Genomic DNA, 17421 nt, shown 5'->3' with positions numbered 1-17421 from the left:
CGCGGCGCCAGCGCCGAGCGCAGGGCCTGCGCGTACAGCGGCGCGACGGTGGCGTTGGTGACGATCAGGGCCGACGCGGAGGGCGGCAGGCCGGCATAGGTGTCGGCACGCGCCAGCAGGCCGGCACCGATGTCGATGCCATAGCTGCGCTCGCCCAGCGCGATGCGCACGCACTGGGCCTCGGAAGGGACGTGGGAGGGCATCCGGGAAGTGTAGTGGGCCGCCGGAAACGGCGCGCCGCCAACCGGTGCCTCGGCAGGCTCAGCGCCCCGTTCGCGCGGCCAGCGGCTGCGGGGCGGTATCGCCGCCCGCCGGAACCGCCTGCCCCGCCGCCTCCAGCCGCGCCAGCACGGCCTGCACGACGGCGCCGAGCGACGGCCGCCCGGTGTCGACCGCGTCGTGGGCCGTCTCGCGGTACAGCGGATCGCGCGCGGCGTGCAGTTCGCGCAGACGGCCCAGCGGATCCGCCACCTGCAGCAGCGGGCGCTTGACGTCGTGGCGCAGGCGCCGGTAGAGGTCTTCCGGCGTCGAGCGCAGGTAGATCACGTGGAAATGCTCGTGCAACTGCCGCCGGTTGGCCGGGCGCAGCACCGCGCCGCCCCCGGTGGCCACCACCGCGCCGCCGGCCTGCGCCAGCTCGGCGATCACTTCCTCCTCGATGTCGCGGAAGCGGGTTTCGCCCTCGCGCTCGAAGAATTCGCGGATCGAGCAGCCGATGCGCTGCTCGATGACGGTGTCGCTGTCGAGGAAGGGCAGGTCCAGCCGGCCTGCCACGCGCCGGCCGATCGCCGACTTGCCCGAACCCGGAAGGCCGACGAGGGCGAGCGCCGTCACGGGCAGGGCGGCACGCAGCGCGCTCAGCGCGCCGCGTTGCGGTCTGTGATCATCTTCGGGGTGATGAAGACAAGCATTTCGGTCTTGTTGGCAACGCGCTCGCGATTGCGGAACAGTGCGCCGAGCACGGGCACTTCACCCAGCACCGGAATACGCGATTCGTCGTTGGTTTCGGTGAGTTCGAAGATACCACCGATCACCACCGTGCCGCCGTTCTCCACCAGCACCTCGGTCTGCACGTGCTTGGTGTTGATCGCCGGGCCGGCCGTCGTGTTCACGCCGCGCGCATCCTTGCTCACGTCCAGCGTCAGGATGATGTTGCCTTCGGGCGTGATCTGCGGCGTGACTTCCAGCTTGAGCACCGCCTTGCGGAAAGAGATCGAGGTGGCGCCGCTGGAGGTGGCCTGCTGATAGGGGATTTCCTCGCCCTGCTCGATCAGCGCCTTGGTCTGGTCGGCGGTGATCACGCGCGGGCTGGAGATCAGGCGTCCCTTGCCGTCGGCTTCCAGCGCGGAGATCTCCAGGTTGAGCATGCGCGAGAAGCTGGAATTGAACAGCGACAGGGCGAAGGTGCCCGCCGCGTTGCCGGTGCCGCCGGCGTCACCGGCCGGCAGGTTGATGAAGTTCGAGTTGGTCCACGTGGTGGTGGCGTTGCCCGTCCCGTAGCCGATGCCGCCGGTGGAACCGCTGCCGGACGACGAGGTCACCGGCATGGCACCGAAGGTGGCGTGGCGGTTGGCGAAGCCGCCGCCCAGCTTGACGCCCAGCGACTTGCCGAAGGTGTCGGCGGCCTCGACGATGCGCGCCTCGATCATGACCTGGCGCACCGGGACGTCCAGCTTCTGGATCAGCTCGGCCACCTGGGCCAGCTTGGAAGGCACGTCGGACACGAACAACTGGTTGGTGCGCGCTTCGGCGATCACGCTGCCGCGCGGGCTCAGGATGCGGGTGGTGCTACCGCCGCCCCCGCCGCCACCGGCGTTGGCACCCGTGCCGGTCAGGCCCTGCGCGATCACCAGCGCCTTGGTGTAGTTGAGCTGGAAGGACTGGGTGCGCAGCGGCTCCAGGTTCTCGATGGCGGCACGCGCCTCGAACTCGGCCTTCTCCTTGGCGTTGATCTCGTCCTTGGGCGCGATCCACAGCACGGTGCCGTTCTTGCGCATGCCCAGGTTCTTGGCCTGCATGATGATGTCCAGGGCCTGGTCCCAGGGCACGTCCTTCAGGCGCAGCGTGAGCGAGCCGGACACCGAGTCCGAGGTCACGATGTTGAAGTTCGTGAAGTCCGCAATCACCTGCAGCAGCGAGCGCACGTCGATGTTCTGGAAGTTCAGCGACAGCTTCTCGCCGTTGTAGCCCACGCCCTGCGTCAGCTTGGTCGGGTCGATCTTGCGCGGCCGCACCTCGACCACGAACTGGTTGTCGCTCTGGTAGGCGCTGTGCTCCCACTCGCCGCGCGGCTCGATGGTCATGCGCACGCGGTCGCCCACCTGCTGGGCGTTGACGAACTGCACGGGCGTGTTGAAGTCCGCCACGTCCAGGCGCCGGCGCAGGCCCTCGGACAGGCTCGACTTGGTGAACTCGACGACCAGGTTGCGGCCCTGCTGGCGCACGTCGACACCCACCTGGTTGTTCGGCAGGTCGACGATCACGCGGCCGGTGTGGTCCGGGCCGAGGCGGAAGTCGATGTCGCGCAGCGGCAGCGTGTCGCGGTTGCGGTTCTCGGCGAAGGTGGTCTGCGCGGATGCCGCCAGCGCCGGGCCCGGTACCGGGTCGAGCACGACCAGCAGCGACTTGCCCTGCAGTTCGGTGCGGTAGGCGGTGGCCTGCTTGAGGTTGAGCACCAGCCGGGTACGCTCGCCGGCCTGCACCACGTTCACCGAGCGCAGATTGCCCTGGTTGATCTCGACGGCGGAGCGACCGATGCCGTTGGTCACGCCCGGGAAGTCCAGCGCGATGCGCGCCGGGCTCTGCACGGCGAAGCCGGTCGGCGCGGCAGCCAGCGGCTGGGCGAGGTCGATGCGCACCACTTCGGCGCCGGACTGGAGCGAGCCGGTGACGGCCTCGATCGCGTTCTGGGCCTGTGCCGCGAGGGCGGCGCCGGCCATCAGCAGGCCCGTGCCGGTGACGCGCAGCCACGCCACCATGCGTCTTGTTGTTGTCTGGGGGTTCATTTCGACCTCTCTTGCAGCTGCAGTGTTGCCGGGCGCTCGATCCATTCACCGGCCGCGTCCTGAACGATCTCCCTGAGCGCCAGCTCCGTCTCGTCGATGCGCGTGACCCGGCCGTAGTTCAGGCCCAGGTGATTGCCCACGCGCACCTGGTAGAGCAGCTTGTCGACCGTGACCAGCGCCACGCGCTGCCCGTTGCGGTTCAAGCTGCCCACCATGGCCATGGTGTCCAGCGGATAGGCCTCCAGGGCCTCCTTGCGGCGGTTGAGTTCCGGCGCGATCAGGTCCGAGCCGCCGGCCTGGCTGGAATCGCGCCGCAGCGCCTGCGTCAGCCGCACGTTGTTGAAGGGCTCCAGGGCCGCGCCCTCGGTGTAGGCCTGGGGCGTGAACTTCTTGGGCTCGGAGATGGGCGTGATGCGCGGCTTGACCTGTGCGCGCTGGTCGCGCATCCAGGCCCGCAGGTCTTCCTGCTGGGAGCCGAAGCAGCCCGCCAGCAGCGGGATCAGGGCGACGGCCCCGAGGACGCGGAGCGCTTTCATTTCTTCTTCGCCTTCGCCTTGGCGGCCGCGGCCTTCTGCGCCGCCTGTTCCTCTTCGTCCAGGTAGCGGTAGGTGCGCGCGGTCGTGTTCATGGTGAGGCTGCCGTCCTTCTGCGGCGCGATCGACACGTTGTTCAGCGTGACGATCCGCGACAGGTTGGCGACGTCGGCGACGAAGGCGCCCATGTCGTGGTAGCGGCCGGTGACGCGCACTGCGATCGGCAACTCGGCGTAGTAGTCGCGCACCACCACCTGGCCGGGGCGGAACAGCTCAAACTGCAGGCTGCGGCCGAGGCCGGCCTGGTTGATGTCGGACAGCAGGGCGTCCATTTCCGCCTTGCTGGGCAGTTGCTTTTCCAGCAGGGTGACGTATTGTTGCACCTGCTCGCGCTGCTTCTTCAGCAGTTCCAGGTTGACCGCCTGGGCCACCTTCTTCTGGTAGTCGGCCCGCAGCGCGACCTCCTTGGAGCGTTCGGCCTCCAGCTCGTCGTTGACGCCGCTGAGCCACACGAACCACAACGCGACCACCACCACGGCCGCGACCAGGATGCACAGCACGTAGCGCGGCCCCGACGGCCAGCCGGCCGGATCGTTGGTGTTGAGGCCGCGGAACTGGTGGCCGAACCCGCGCAGGCTGGCGGCCAGGTCGAACTTGGAATTCAGACGTCGAGTCGCCATGGTCGTCAGCCCTTCGCGGCGGCCGGCGCCGTGGCATTGGCGGGCGCGTCCTTTTTCTGGTCGTCGGTCGGCCGCTTAATGCCCACGCGCAGCTTGAAGTTGGCCACGCGCCGCTGGTCGCGGGCACTCAGCGCCACCGTAGAGGCCGTGATCTCGATCAGTTCGGGCTTGAGCAGCCAGGGGCTGTTGTTGCCCAGGTTGCGCAGCAGTTCGGATACGCGCTCGTTGGACTGGGCCATGCCCTGCACCGTGACCATGCGGTTGTCCTGCGTCATGCTGGTCAGGTAGATGCCATCGGGCATCTGGCGCACCAGTTCATTGAGCAGGTGCACCGGCATGTTGCGGTCGCCTTGGAGGTCTTCCACCGCCTGCTGGCGAGCGCGCAGCGCAGCGATCTCGGCCTGCAGGGTGGAGATTTCCTTGATCTCGACGTCCAACTTCTTGATCTCGGCTTGCAGCAGGCTGTTCTTGCCCTGCTGGTCGGTGATCTGCGTCTGCAGCCACGCGAAGGCCGCGCCCGCGATGAGCCCGCCGGCCAGCGCCGCGGCGCCCAGCGAGGCATAGAAGTTCTCGCGGCGGCGCTTGCGCGCTGCCTCGCGGTGCGGCAGAAGGTTGATCAGGATCACTGCATGAACCTCCGCATCGCCAAGCCGCACGAGGTCAGGTACGAAGGCGCCTCGCGGCGCACCTTCTTCTCGCGCACGCCCGCACCGAACTCCATGCCCTCGAAGGGATTGACCAGCGAGCAGGCGAAGGAGGTCTGGCGCGTCACGGCGCTGGTCAGCCCGGGCAGGGAGGCCGAGCCGCCGGCCAGCAGCACGTAGTCGACACGGTTATGCGGCGTGCTGGTGAAGAAGAACTGCAGCGCGCGCGCGATTTCCTGGGCGATGCTGGCCACGAAGGGCTTGAGCACCCCGGCGCTGTAGTCCGCCGGCAGATCGCCGCTGCGCTTCTTGGATTCGGCCTCCTCGGGCGAGAAGCCGTATTGCCGGGCGATCAGTTGCGTCAATTGCGCGCCGCCGAAGGCCTGATCGCGGTCGTAGAGCACCTCGTCGTTGCGCAGCACCTGCATGCTGGTGGTGAACGCACCCACCTCGAACAGCGCCACCACGGCGTCCTGGCCCTGGCCGGGAAGCTGCTCGATCAGGCGGGAGGTCGCCAGCCGCGAGGCGAAGGACTCGACGTCGAGGATGGAGGCCTTCAGGCCCGCCGCCTCGGCCAGGCCCTGGCGGTCCTGCACCTTTTCCTTGCGGGAGGCAGCGATCAGCACCTCCACGTCGTCGGCCGAGCCCGCGCTGGGCCCGACAACGCAGAAGTCCAGGCTCACTTCGTCGAGCGAGAAAGGGATGTACTGGTTGGCCTCGGATTCGACCTGGAGCTCCAGTTCCTGTTCGCTCAGGCCGCCGGGCAGGATGATCTTCTTGGTGATCACGGCCGAGGGCGGCAGCGCCAGGGCGGCGTTCTTGGTGCGCGTGCCGCTCTTGCGCACCACGCGCCGGACGGCCTCGGCGACCTCGTCGAACTTCTCGACGTTGCCGTCCGTGATCCAGCCACGCTCCAGCGGTTCGATGGCACAGCGCTCGAGCACCAGCTTGCCGCCGGCGTCCCGCGCCAATTCCACCAGCTTCACGCTGGACGAACTGACGTCGAGGCCGAGCAGAGGTGCCGGCTGGCGTCGAAACAACGATCCCAAGGCAACCAAGTGCTGCTCCGCCTGTGTTTGTAACCAATCGCAAGATTTGCGTGTGGTTGCATGCTATCAGCAGGCGGCGCACGAATCAAAGCCTCACAGGGCACGGATTGCCTACCACGTTGTCAAAACCTGACGGGTTTCCGCTACAAATACCACTTTGGTCACAAATTGATGCGAACGGATTAATCCGTCGGCGGCCGCCCAGGCACGAGGGGGCGGCTTTTTATAATCAGCGGTCTTCCCGCCTTCGCGCCCGTTCATGCCCGACCACCGCCGCGCCTCCGGGCCTGACTCCCCAGACCGCCCCCCCTCCGCCCGCAAGACCGCGCCGCCGAAGCAGCCCCGCTGGCTGCGGTGGCTGCTCAAGGGCCTGGCCTGGCTGTTCGGCCTGGTGGCCGCCGGGGCGCTGTCGGTCCTCTTCATCGCCGCCGTGGCGCTGGCGGTGGCCTACCCCAACCTGCCCGACGTCTCGGACCTGGCGGACTACCGGCCCAAGCTGCCGCTGCGGGTGTTCTCGTCCGACGGCGTGCTGATCGGCGAGTTCGGCGAGGAGCGGCGCAACCTCACGCCGATCTCGACCGTGCCCAAGGTCATGAAGGACGCGATCCTGGCCGCGGAGGACGCGCGCTTCTATTCGCATGGCGGCGTGGACTACAAGGGCATGATGCGCGCCGCCCTGGCCAACCTGAACCGCATCAAGAGCCAGGGCGCCTCCACCATCTCGATGCAGGTGGCGCGCAACGTCTACCTGAGCTCCGAGAAAACGCTCACGCGCAAGATCTACGAGATCCTGCTGACCTTCAAGCTGGAGCACCAGCTCAGCAAGGACCAGATCCTGGAGATCTACGTCAACCAGATCTACCTGGGCAACCGGGCCTACGGCTTCGCCGCCGCCGCCGAGGCCTACTTCGGCAAGCCGCTGCAGGAGCTGAGCATCGCCCAGGCCGCGATGCTGGCCGGCCTGCCCAAGGCGCCCGGCGCCAACAACCCGGTGAACAACCCGGCCCGCGCCCGCGGGCGCCAGCTCTACGTCATCGACCGCATGGTGGAAGCCGGCTTCATCACCGAGCAGCAGGCCGAGGTGGCGCGCAAGGAGCAACTGCACCTGCGCGACGGCCAGGCGCCCGACCGCCTGCACGCCGAGTACGTGGCCGAGACGGTGCGCCAACTGATGTACGCCCAGTACGGCGACAGCACCTACACGCGCGGCCTGAAGGTCTACACCTCCATCGTGGCGGCCGACCAGCAGGCCGCCTACACCGCGCTGCGCAAGGGCATCATGGACTACGAGCGCCGCCAGTACTACCGCGGCCCCGAGAAGTTCATCGACCTGCCGGCCGATCCGAAGGACCTGGACGAGGCGGTGGACGACGTGCTGGCCGAGCACCCGGACAACGGCGACGTGATGTCGGCCGTCGTGCTCTCGGCCAACCCGAAGGAGATCACCGCAGTGCGCGCCAGCGGCGAGAACGTGCACATCACCGGCGAGGGGCTGAAGCCGGCGCAGTCCGGCCTGTCGCCCAAGGCGCCGCCGAACATCCGCATCCGCCCCGGCGCGGTGATCCGGGTGGCCAGGACGCCCAAGAACACCTGGGAGATCACCCAGTTGCCCGAGGTCGAGGGCGCCTTCGTCGCGATGGACCCGCGCGACGGCGCGATCAAGGCACTGGTGGGCGGTTTCGACTTCGGCAAGAACAAGTTCAACCACGTCACGCAGGCCTGGCGCCAGCCGGGCTCCAGCTTCAAGCCCTTCATCTACTCGGCCGCGCTGGAAAAGGGCTTCATGCCCAGCACGGTGATCAACGACGGCCCGCTGTTCTTCGACGCCGGCACCACCGGCGGCCAGCCCTGGGAGCCGAAGAACTACGACGGCAACTTCGAGGGCCCGATGTCGATGCGCCGGGCGCTGATGCGGTCGAAGAACATGGTGTCGATCCGCATCCTGCAGTCGGTCGGCACGCGCTATGCGCAGGACTGGATCGGCAACTTCGGCTTCGAGCGCGAGAAGCACCCGGCCTACCTGCCGATGGCCCTGGGCGCCGGCTCCGTCACGCCGATGCAAATGGCGGTGGCGTACTCGGTCTTCGCCAACGGCGGCTATCGCGTCAACCCGTACCTCATCACCAAGATCACCGACCACAAGGACAAGGTGCTGGTGGACGTGCAGCCGCCGCTGCTGAACGAGTCGATGCGCGCCATCCCGCAGCGCAACGCCTTCATCATGGACAGCCTGCTGCAATCGGTGGCCAGCGGCGGCACCGCCGCCAAGGCCCAGGCCACGCTCAAGCGCACCGATCTGTTCGGCAAGACCGGCACCACCAACGATTCGCTCGATGCCTGGTTCGCGGGCTTCCAGCCGACCCTGGCGGCGGTCGTGTGGATGGGCTACGACACGCCGCGCAAGCTGGGCGACCGCGAGACCGGCGGCGGCCTGAGCCTGCCGATCTGGATCAGCTTCATGCAGACGGCGCTCAAGGGCGTGCCGGTCACCGAGATCCCCGCCCCGCCGGGCGTGGTCAACGTGGGCAGCGAGTGGTACTACGACGACTACACGCCGGGCCGCGCCGTGTCGACCCTGGGCGTGGAATCGCAGCCGCAGACCAACGAACTCAACGGCGGCGTACCACCCGCCGCCGCGGGCAGCGAGGAGCGCAACCGGATCCTCGACCTGTTCCGGAATTGAGGGCGGTCAGGACGCGCCGAAGCGCAGCGGCAGCCCGGCCTGCAGCGAGGCCTCCCGCGAGAGGTTCTCGAACAGTTCCTCGCCGGTCTTGGTGTCGCGCCAGGCCGATCCGTCGTGGCGGTAGTGGTAGCCGCCGGTGCGCGCAGCCATCCAGATCTCGTGCAGCGGCGGCTGCAGGTTGACCACCAGCTGGCTGCGGTTGGCGAAGGTCAGCGTCACCATGCCGCCGACGCGCTGGTTGTCGACGTCCGCGTCGGTCGTCTCGTTGATCCGGTCGCAGTCCTGTTCGATGGCCGACAGTGCCGCCTCCGCGAGGTCCATGTATTCCAGGTCGGTCATTGATTACTACCTACAATTTTTCGAAATGTTGAATCTCCAGCGAATTCTAGGAAGGCGGCTTGCCCGCGCCGTGGGCGGGGTCGGCCTGCTGGCCGCCCTGTCGGCCGTGACGGCGTGCGGCCAGCGCGGCCCGCTGTACCTGCCGGCCGAGCCTGCCGCGGCGAACCGGGCCACGCTGCCCCAGGTGCTGATCCCCGCCCTGCCGCGCGGCGAAGCGGCCGGCGGGCAGGAAGGCGCGCAACCCGCCGCCCCGCCCCCCACATCCGACGACAACATCGTCCTGCCGGAGACCAGGCGATGAGCCGGACCGCCGCGACCGCCCTGCCCGGCCACCCGCACATCGCCTACGCCGATGGGTCGCTGCACGTCGAGCAGCGCGCGCTGGACGGCCTCGCCCGCGAGCACGGCACGCCGCTGTTCGTGTATTCGGCGCAATGGATGCTCGACGCGCTCGCCGCCTACCAGCGCGGCCTGGCCGGCCGCGACGCGCTGATCTGCTATGCGATGAAGGCGAATTCCTCGCTGGGCGTGCTGCGCCTGTTCGCGCAGGCCGGCTGCGGCTTCGACATCGTCTCGGGCGGCGAGCTCGCGCGCGTGCTGGCGGCGGGCGCCGAGCCGGCCAGGGTGATCTTCTCCGGCGTGGGCAAGACGCGCGCCGAGATGCGCCAGGCGCTGGATGCCGGCATCGGCTGCTTCAACGTCGAGAGCGAGGCCGAGTTGGAGGTGCTCAACGCCGTGGCGCTGGAGCAGCCCGGCCGGCGCGCACCGGTGAGCGTGCGCATCAACCCCAACGTCGACCCGAAGACGCACCCCTACATCTCCACCGGGCTGAAGGGCAACAAGTTCGGCGTCGCGCACGACCGCGCGGCGGCCGTCTACCGCCACGCTGCCGCGCTGCCGGGGCTGCAGGTGGTGGGCATCGACTGCCACATCGGCTCGCAGATCACCGAGGCGGCGCCGTACCTGGACGCGCTGGAGCGCATGCTGGACCTGGTGCAGGCCATCGAGGCCGAAGGCATCCGCCTGCACCACCTGGACTTCGGCGGCGGCCTGGGCATCGACTACAACGGCGACACCCCGCCGGCGGCCGATGCGCTGTGGCGCGAACTGCTGGCGCGGCTGGATGCACGCGGCTTCGGCGATCGCCGCATCGTCATCGAGCCCGGCCGCTCGCTGGTCGGCAACGCCGGCGTGTGCGTGACGGAAGTGCTCTACACCAAGCCCGGCGAGGAGAAGAACTTCTGCATCGTCGATGCGGCGATGAACGACCTGCCGCGCCCGGCCATGTACCAGGCCTTCCACCGCATCGTGCCGCTGCGCGAGGCGGCCGAGGGCCAGGCGCTGCGCTACGACGTGGTCGGCCCGGTGTGCGAGAGCGGCGACTGGATCGGCCGCGACCGCGACCTGGCGGTGCGCGAGGGCGACCTGCTGGCCGTCCTGTCAGCGGGTGCCTACTGCATGAGCATGGCAAGCAACTACAACACCCGCCCGCGCGCTGCCGAGGTGCTGGTCCACGGCGACCGCGCCACGCTGCTGCGCCGCCGCGAGACGATCGAGGACCAGTTGCGCGCCGAGCAACTCTAGCCCGACAGCGGCAGGCGCCCGTTGCGCGGGCGCTGCAGCCGGGCGCTGCGGGCGGCGTTCCAGATGCGCCAGCCCAGCAGCACGGCGACGATCGCGGCGTACACCGCCACCTCGCCGAAGTCGTTCTTGCCGGCGCGCATCCAGAAGAAGTGCAGCAGACCCAGGCCGGCGATCAGGTACACCAGCCGGTGCAGCAGTTGCCAGCGCCGCGCCCCGAGGGCCTTGATGGCGCGGTTGAACGAGGTGGCTGCCAGCGGCGTCAGCAGCACGAAGGCCGTGAAGCCAACCAGGATGAAGGGCCGCTTGCCGATGTCGCGGGCGATCTCCTCCACCTCGAAGCCCATGTCGAACCAGGCGTAGGCGAGCAAATGCAATACGACGTAGAAGTACGCGAACAGGCCCAGCATGCGGCGAAAGCGCGCCAGCTGCGGCGTGCGGGTGAGCGTGCGCAGCGGCGTGACGGCCAGCACGATGCAGATGAAGCGCAGCGTCCAGTCGCCGGTGGCGCGGACCAGGGCCTCCGCCGGGTTGGCGCCCAGCGCGTCGGCGAAGGCGCCGTAGCCCAGCCAGGCGAAGGGCAGCAGGCAGGCCGCGAAGACCAGCGGCTTGGCGGCCGGATGCAGCAGCAGGCGTCTCATCGCGCCGCGGCGCTCAGTAGTATTTCTTGAGGTCCATGCCGGCATAGAGCTGGCCGACCTGCGCCTCGTAGCCGTTGAACAGCAGCGTCTTGCGCCGCTTGGCGAACAGGCCGCCGGGCTCGCCGATGCGCCGTTCGGTGGCCTGGCTCCAGCGCGGGTGGTCCACGTCCGGGTTCACGTTGGAATAGAAGCCGTACTCGTTGGCCGCCGCCTTGTTCCAGGCGGTGCCCGGCTCCTTCTCGACGAAGCGGATCTTCACGATCGACTTGGCCGACTTGAAGCCGTACTTCCACGGCACCACCAGGCGCACCGGCGCGCCGTTCTGGTTGGGCAGCACCTCGCCGTACATGCCGAAGGCCAGCAGCGTCAGCGGGTGCATCGCCTCGTCCATGCGCAGGCCCTCGGTGTAGGGCCAGTCGAGGATGCGCGAGCCGACGTAGGGCATGGTCTTCGGGTCGGCCAGGGTCACGAACTCGACGTACTTCGCGCTGCCCAGCGGCTCCGCGCGCCGGATGAGCTCCGACAGCGAATAGCCGACCCACGGGATCACCATCGACCAGCCTTCCACGCAGCGCAGGCGGTAGATGCGCTCCTCCTGCGCGGCGAGCTTGAGCAGTTCGTCGATGTCGTATCTGCCCGGCTTCTTCACCAGTCCCTCGACCTCCACGGTCCAGGGTCGGGTCTTCAGCGTGTGGGCGTTCTTCGCCGGGTCCGACTTGTCGGTGCCGAACTCGTAGAAGTTGTTGTACGTGGTGGCGTCCTTGACGTCGGTGAGCTTCTCCATCGTCTGCGCGCCGGCGACGGCGGACTTCGCGCCCTTCAGCGGCGCGAGCTTGCCCTGCGCGAGCGCCTCGCGGCCCGCCCAGGAGGCCAGCGCCGCCCCGGCCGCGCCGCCGGCCAGCAGGCGCAGCAGGTCGCGGCGGCCCTCGTAGACGGCGCGCGGCGTGATCTCGCTGGCGCGGGGATGGACGAAACCGGGATCGCGGGGACGGAGGAGCAGCATGCGCAACCTTTCAGGCGCCGCATCGGGCGGCGCCGGAAACCAAGAGACAACGGGAGACGCCGGTTAGTTCGGCGCCATCCCGTTCCCGGTTACAGCGTACCGTAGCTGTGCAGCCCCGACAGGAACATGTTCACGCCGAGGAAAGCGAAGGTCGTGACCGCCAGCCCGACCAGCGCCCACCACGAGGCGAGGCTGCCGCGCAGGCCCTTGACCAGCCGCATGTGCAGCCAGGCCGCGTAGTTGAGCCAGACGATCAGGGCCCAGGTCTCCTTCGGGTCCCAGCTCCAGTAGCCGCCCCAGGCGTCGGCTGCCCACAGCGCGCCCAGCACCGTGGCGATGGTGAAGAAGGCGAAGCCCACCGCGATGGACTTGTACATCACGTCGTCCAGCACCTCGAAGGACGGCAGCCGCGCCGCGATGCGCCTGCGGCCCAGCAGGATGCCGGCCGCGATCAGCGCCGAGATGGTCGCATAGCCCACCCAGTAGCTGCCGCCCGCCTCGGCCACGCCGCGCTGGCGGAAGGCGATCGGCACGAAGCACAGCGCCGCGCCCAGCAGCCAGATCGGCGCCAGGCGCCACCAGCGCGTCTCGTCGGCCTGCTGCTTGATGAGGTACGCGAAGGCGACCATCGCCGCCAGCGCGAAGGTGCCGTAGCCGATGAAGTTGGCCGGCACGTGCAGCTTCATCCACCAGCTCTGCAGCGCCGGCACCAGCGGCTGGATCTCGTGCGCGCCGCGCACCAGCGTGTACCAGAGCAGGAAGCCCACCGCGGCGCTGACCACCAGCATCACGAAGGCGCCCAGCGCGCGGGTGGCGTAGCGCTCCTCGAAGTAGAGGTAGAAGGCGGTGGTCAGCCAGCAGAACAGGACGAACACCTCGTACAGGTTGCTGACCGGGATGTGGCCGATGTCGGGGCCGATCTGGTGGCTCTCGTACCAGCGCACCATGGTGCCGATGAGCGCCATCGTCACGGCCGCCCAGGCGATGCGCGAGCCGATGCGCTCCATCGCATCGGCGAACGTGCCGCCGCCGGGCCGCCCCAAGGCGGCAGGCGCCCCCTCGTGGGCCAGCGAACCACGCGCAGCGGCGAGCGTGAGGGCCGTTTTCTCGCCGCCGAAGAAGCCCAGCCAGTAGAACACCGTGCTCATGAAGAAAAGCACGCTCATCCACAGGATGGCCGACTGGCTGGACAGGAAGTACTTGAGCCAGAACACCTGCTCGGCACGCGCCAGGTCGCCCTGGTAGGACGCGATGGCCAGCAGCGCGGCCGCGCCCACCACCAGCGCCAGCACCCGCAGCGGCCGCCAGAACCAGCCCAGCCAGACCAGCGCCGGGATGGCGGCCAGCAGGATGACTTTCTCGTACACGTCCATCGAGGGCTGGTAGCGCGCGAAGGCGAACAGGCCCGCGGCCGCCACGATGGCGGCGAACACCCAGTCGAAGAGGCTTCGGCGGGCATACCAGCTTTCGTGGAGCGTGAGGGTGGTCGTGTTCATGGCTCGTTGTCCTTCGTGGGCTCCGCCCGGCCCAGCAGCCGGCTGCACAGGTGGGCGAATTCCCGGTCGGTGTCCTGGTTGCGGCGGTTGCTCGACAGCGCCATCACCACGCTGCTGCCCCCGCCGGCCGCCGGGGCGACCCACACCCACAGGCGCCGTTCGCGCACGTAGAGCATGGCAAAAATGCCGACGATCAGCAACGCGCAGCCCAGATAGACCACGTTCCGGCCGGGCGCCCGGGCCACCTGGAACACGCTGGCCTGCACCTGGGTGAAGTCGGTGAGCATCAGCGCCATCGGAGCCGGGTAGAAGTGCGCGTCCGACAGCGACAGCACCGCCTGCGTCAGCCAGGCCTGGCTCTTGCCGTCCATCGGCAGCGGCGCCTGGCCGGCGCGCTCGCGGCTGAGGTTGAGCAGTTCGAACAGCACCTCGTTGACCACCCGCACCAGCACCTGGCCGGCACGCTCGCGCTCGGCCTCCGGCACCTGCAGGTCGATGAACTCGGCGATCGCCTGCCAGCCGCCGGCGCTGCGCTGCAGGGCGCCGTCGGCGACCGGCTTCATGCGCTCCACGCCGGCGAACAGCCCCAGCGCCCGCGTGGCCGAGACGCGCAACTGCTCCACCTGCTCCGTGCGCGCCGGGTCGAGCACGCGGGCCACGTAGCGATCCACCGCCTGCCGGCGCAGGCCCTCGTCGGCCAGCGCGTCGCGCAGGTGCAGGTAGCCGTCCATCGCGCCCTGCTCGTCGGCCGGCACACGCAGGTAGCGGAAGGGCTGGTCGGGCTGCTCGCGCACGCCCAGCAGGAAGACCGGCGGGCCGTCCTCGTCCATGGCCACGGGGACCATGTAGTTCTGGAACTCGCGCGCCTGGCCCGAGGCGTCGCGCAGCTTGTAGCCGATGCTGGGGCCGATGTTGCGCAGTTCCCTGGACTTGCCGGCGGTGGCAGCCGAGCCCAGGTGCGACTGCAGGTCCACCCGCCGCACGTCGGCGCCGCTGCCCTGCATACCGGCGAAGTTCTCGACGTTGATCACCCGCAGCGCCGTGTACTCCAGCGTCAGCTTGTCCTGGCCGTCGCTCAGCGCGGTGCTGCCGCCGATGTTGCCCTCCAGCTCGAACCGCCGGCCGCCGGCCGTCATGGGCATGGCCTGGAGCTTCACGCGCGAGCCGCCGTCGTCGAAGCTGGACTGGTAGATCTGCACGCCCTTCCAGCTCGCCGGGTGGTTGACCTCGATGCGCGCCTCCTTCGACTCGCCGGTGGCCAGGTCGTGCAGCACCACCTCGCTGGCGAAGAGCTTGGGCATGCCGGTCGAGTAGTAGTCGACGATGAACTTCTTCAGCTCGATGGCGAAGGGCAGCTCCTGCAGCAGCACGCCGCTGCCCTGGTTGAGGATGGCCACCGAGGACTGCCCGCCTTCGGGCACCAGGACGTTGCCGCGGAAGGTGGGGTTGGAGACGGCGAGCCGGTGCTGCGCCGGCACGTCGGTGATGAGGCCGCCGCCGTGGTAGACGCTCTTGCCGTTGAACCAGGTCTGGGCGCGCACGATCAGGTCGCCGTCCAGCAGGCCGCCCAGGCAGATCAGCACGATGGCGCCGTGCGCCGCGATGTAGCCCCACTTGTTGGCGCCGCCGGCGCGGGCGGCCACCATCCAGCCGTTGTCGGGGCCGCCTTCGCGGTGCTGCAGCTTCACCTTCCATCCGCCGCCGGCCAGTTGCTGGCCGATGCGCCGCGCCGCGGCCTCGGGCGCCTCGCCGTCCAGCGGCGCCTCCGCCCGCAGCCCGAAGGCCCTCAGGCCCTGCACGCGGATGTTCTCCTTGAAGCTGCGCAGGTCGGCCAGGATGCGCGGCGTGTTGCGCGCGATGCACAGCGAGGTGCTGACCACCAGGAAGGCCAGGATCAGCAGGAACCACCAGGCGCTGTAGACCGCGTCCAGGCTCGCCGCCAGGAACACCTGCGCCCAGAACGGCCCGAACTGGTTGATGTAGTTGGAGAGCGGCTCGTTCTGCTTGAGCACCGTGCCGATCACCGAGGCGATGCAGATCACCGTCAGCAGCGCGATGGCGAAGCGCATCGACGACAGCAGCTCCACCCCGGCGCGCAGCGCATGCGAGCCGGAACGGAGGCGAAGGCCGTGGGTGGATGCGGTCATGAAAGCGAAAGGGCGGGCGACCCCGGAGGATCGGCCCGCCCTGTTGGGTTTTATTGTCGGCGGTTGGTTCGCTGGTGCTGTTTGACCGGCGTCAAATCAGCGCCGCCCGGCCGCCCGAAGGCGCTGATGCGCCCCCTTGGGGGGCAGCGATACGCGAAGCGATGAGCGTGGGGGCAGATTCATCTCAGCGGAGGCCGGCGATGTAGTCGGCGACGGCCTTGATCTCCCGGTCGTTCATCTTGGCCGCCACGCCGTGCATCTGCGGGCTGTTGCCGCGCACGCCGTCGCGGAAGGCCTTGAGCTGCGCATCGGTGTAGTCGGCATGCTGGCCGCCCAGGCGCGGGTACTGGGCCGGGATGCCGGCGCCGTTGGGACTGTGGCAGCCGGCGCAGGCGGGCACCTGGCGGTCGGCGATGCCGCCGCGGTAGATGCGCTCGCCCAGCGTGACGAGGTCCTTCTCCTTGGCGAAGCCGGGCTTGACGGTCTTGCTGCCCACGAACCAGGCGATGTCGCGCATGTCCTGCTCGCTCAGGTGGGCCACCATGGGCTGCATGATGGCGCTCTTGCGCTTGCCGGACTTGAACTCCGCCAGCTGCTTGAGGATGTACTCGGGGTGCTGCTGCGCCAGCTTGGGGTTGGCCGCGATGGCCGAGTTGCCGTCGGCGTTGTGGCAGGAGGCGCAGGACACGCCGTTGGGCGGCGCGGTGTTGAAGAGGGTGTCGCCCTTGGCGGGATCGGGCTTGGCCGGCTTGGCCGCGGCTGCCGGAGCGGCCGCGGGCCCTTCGGCCGCGAGGGCGGTGCCGGCACCGGTGGCGCACAGCAAGGCCGCAAGCAGGACAGGGGCGAACAACTTCATATCGGGGGCGGGTTTATTAGCGCAAAACCTGGCGATTCTACAATGGGCGCTCCATCGTCCCGGCCGTCTCGGCAGGGGCCCTACCTACCCCCTCCCACCAATGACCCAGCCGCCCTCCCCGGCCCGTGCCGACGCGGCCACGGCCTCCACACCCGCCTCCCCTCCAACCGCCGCCCAGGCCGCGCAGCGCCGCCATCAGGCCCTGGGCTGGCTGCACACCGCGCACTTCCTGTCCAGCGCGCCGCAACTGGAGCACCTACCGCCGCTGGGCCTGCCCGAGATCGCCTTCGTCGGCCGTTCCAACGCCGGCAAGTCCACCGCCATCAACACGCTGACGCAGCAGAAGCGCCTGGCCTTCGCCTCGAAGACGCCGGGGCGCACGCAGCACATCAACCTGTTCGGCGTGGGCAAGGGCCAGGTCGACGACACCGTGCTGGCCGACCTGCCCGGCTACGGCTATGCCGCCGTGCCGCGCGAGGCCAAGCTGCGCTGGCAGCGCGTGATGGGCAACTACCTGATGACGCGCCAGGCGCTGGCCGGCGTGGTGCTGATGATCGATCCGCGCCTGGGCATCACCGAGCTGGACGAGGTGCTGCTGGAGGTGATCCGCCCGCGCGTCGAGGAAGGCCTGAACTTTCTGGTGCTGCTGACCAAGGCCGACAAGCTCTCGCGCTCGGAGGCCGCCAAGGCGCTGTCCATTGCGCGACTGCAGGCCGGCGGCGGCGAGGTGAGACTGTTCTCGGCCCTCAAGCGCCAGGGCGTGG

The 17421-nt window shown here is 69.2% G+C and carries 16 protein-coding genes and 1 pseudogene; 4 read left to right on the top strand and 13 right to left on the bottom strand.

Translation table 11 applies throughout. The features are described from left to right. The 7 genes and pseudogenes from ACIY1X_RS10960 to ACIY1X_RS10930 all read right to left on the bottom strand — a co-directional run. Positions 1-203 (bottom strand): annotated as a pseudogene (locus tag ACIY1X_RS10960) (3-dehydroquinate synthase); the annotation flags it as partial. Positions 204-261: 58 nt separating this feature from the next. Then, on the bottom strand, positions 262-834 hold the full coding sequence (locus ACIY1X_RS10955; RefSeq protein WP_399680500.1) for a shikimate kinase: 573 nt from the start codon (positions 832-834) through the stop codon (positions 262-264). 23 nt (positions 835-857) lie between these two features. Further along, complete coding sequence (gene pilQ / locus ACIY1X_RS10950; protein ID WP_399680499.1) at positions 858-3005, bottom strand: type IV pilus secretin PilQ; 2148 nt, start codon at positions 3003-3005, stop codon at positions 858-860. After that, positions 3002-3541, bottom strand: coding sequence for a pilus assembly protein PilP (locus ACIY1X_RS10945; RefSeq protein ID WP_399680497.1), 540 nt, complete (start codon positions 3539-3541; stop codon positions 3002-3004). Before ACIY1X_RS10945 ends, pilQ begins: the two co-directional genes overlap by 4 nt. Then, positions 3538-4218, bottom strand: a complete 681-nt coding sequence (locus ACIY1X_RS10940) for a type 4a pilus biogenesis protein PilO (RefSeq protein ID WP_399680495.1) — start codon at positions 4216-4218, stop codon at positions 3538-3540. Before ACIY1X_RS10940 ends, ACIY1X_RS10945 begins: the two co-directional genes overlap by 4 nt. Positions 4219-4223: 5 nt before the next feature. Continuing rightward, on the bottom strand, positions 4224-4844 hold the full coding sequence (locus ACIY1X_RS10935; protein WP_399680494.1) for a PilN domain-containing protein: 621 nt from the start codon (positions 4842-4844) through the stop codon (positions 4224-4226). Continuing rightward, the gene (locus tag ACIY1X_RS10930; RefSeq protein WP_038208810.1) at positions 4841-5920 is read right to left on the bottom strand and encodes a pilus assembly protein PilM; all 1080 of its coding nucleotides are present in this window, start codon (positions 5918-5920) and stop codon (positions 4841-4843) included. Before ACIY1X_RS10930 ends, ACIY1X_RS10935 begins: the two co-directional genes overlap by 4 nt. Before the next feature lie 250 nt (positions 5921-6170). Here ACIY1X_RS10930 and ACIY1X_RS10925 point away from each other — a divergent pair, with 250 nt between their 5' ends. Then, positions 6171-8594 (top strand): penicillin-binding protein 1A, encoded by a 2424-nt coding sequence (locus ACIY1X_RS10925; RefSeq protein ID WP_399680492.1) that lies wholly within the window; start codon positions 6171-6173, stop codon positions 8592-8594. A gap of 6 nt (positions 8595-8600) precedes the next feature. Here ACIY1X_RS10925 and cyaY read toward each other — a convergent pair whose 3' ends face one another. Then, positions 8601-8933 (bottom strand): iron donor protein CyaY, encoded by a 333-nt coding sequence (gene cyaY / locus ACIY1X_RS10920; RefSeq protein ID WP_399680490.1) that lies wholly within the window; start codon positions 8931-8933, stop codon positions 8601-8603. Between the two features lie 25 nt (positions 8934-8958). On the opposite strand from cyaY, the gene ACIY1X_RS10915 reads away from it, so the two are divergent. Next, positions 8959-9234, top strand: coding sequence for a lipoprotein (locus ACIY1X_RS10915; protein ID WP_399680488.1), 276 nt, complete (start codon positions 8959-8961; stop codon positions 9232-9234). Next, positions 9231-10517 carry a diaminopimelate decarboxylase gene (gene lysA, locus ACIY1X_RS10910; protein ID WP_399680486.1) on the top strand — a complete coding sequence of 429 codons (1287 nt, stop codon included), beginning with the start codon at positions 9231-9233 and terminating at the stop codon, positions 10515-10517. The genes ACIY1X_RS10915 and lysA overlap by 4 nt, the downstream gene beginning before the upstream one ends. On the opposite strand, the gene ACIY1X_RS10905 is transcribed toward lysA, so the two are convergent. The 5 genes from ACIY1X_RS10905 to ACIY1X_RS10885 all read right to left on the bottom strand — a co-directional run bounded on the left by ACIY1X_RS10905 (position 10514) and on the right by ACIY1X_RS10885 (position 16657). Then, the gene (locus ACIY1X_RS10905; RefSeq protein ID WP_399680485.1) at positions 10514-11155 is read right to left on the bottom strand and encodes a sulfite oxidase heme-binding subunit YedZ; all 642 of its coding nucleotides are present in this window, start codon (positions 11153-11155) and stop codon (positions 10514-10516) included. The two genes, lysA and ACIY1X_RS10905, sit on opposite strands and share 4 nt — an antisense overlap. A gap of 13 nt (positions 11156-11168) precedes the next feature. Further along, positions 11169-12155: a protein-methionine-sulfoxide reductase catalytic subunit MsrP gene (gene msrP, locus ACIY1X_RS10900; RefSeq protein ID WP_399680510.1), complete on the bottom strand. Its 987-nt coding sequence runs from the start codon at positions 12153-12155 to the stop codon at positions 11169-11171. Between the two features lie 92 nt (positions 12156-12247). Then, complete coding sequence (ccsB, locus tag ACIY1X_RS10895) at positions 12248-13654, bottom strand: c-type cytochrome biogenesis protein CcsB (protein ID WP_399680483.1); 1407 nt, start codon at positions 13652-13654, stop codon at positions 12248-12250. Beyond that, complete coding sequence (locus ACIY1X_RS10890; protein ID WP_399680481.1) at positions 13651-15801, bottom strand: cytochrome c biogenesis protein ResB; 2151 nt, start codon at positions 15799-15801, stop codon at positions 13651-13653. The genes ccsB and ACIY1X_RS10890 overlap by 4 nt, the downstream gene beginning before the upstream one ends. A 184-nt stretch (positions 15802-15985) precedes the next feature. Continuing rightward, the gene (locus ACIY1X_RS10885) at positions 15986-16657 is read right to left on the bottom strand and encodes a c-type cytochrome (protein ID WP_399680479.1); all 672 of its coding nucleotides are present in this window, start codon (positions 16655-16657) and stop codon (positions 15986-15988) included. 100 nt (positions 16658-16757) lie between these two features. Between ACIY1X_RS10885 and yihA the strand changes: the two genes are divergently transcribed. Next, positions 16758-17421, top strand: a 664-nt coding sequence (yihA, locus tag ACIY1X_RS10880; protein WP_399680477.1) for a ribosome biogenesis GTP-binding protein YihA/YsxC, incomplete at its 3' end; no start/stop codon positions are given.

It is taken from the genome of Xenophilus sp. (assembly GCF_044462705.1).
In the GTDB taxonomy this organism is placed as follows: domain Bacteria; phylum Pseudomonadota; class Gammaproteobacteria; order Burkholderiales; family Burkholderiaceae_C; genus Xenophilus; species Xenophilus azovorans.
Note: the sequence above shows the minus strand (reverse complement) of the source record. Positions and strands in the feature narration are given on the sequence as shown.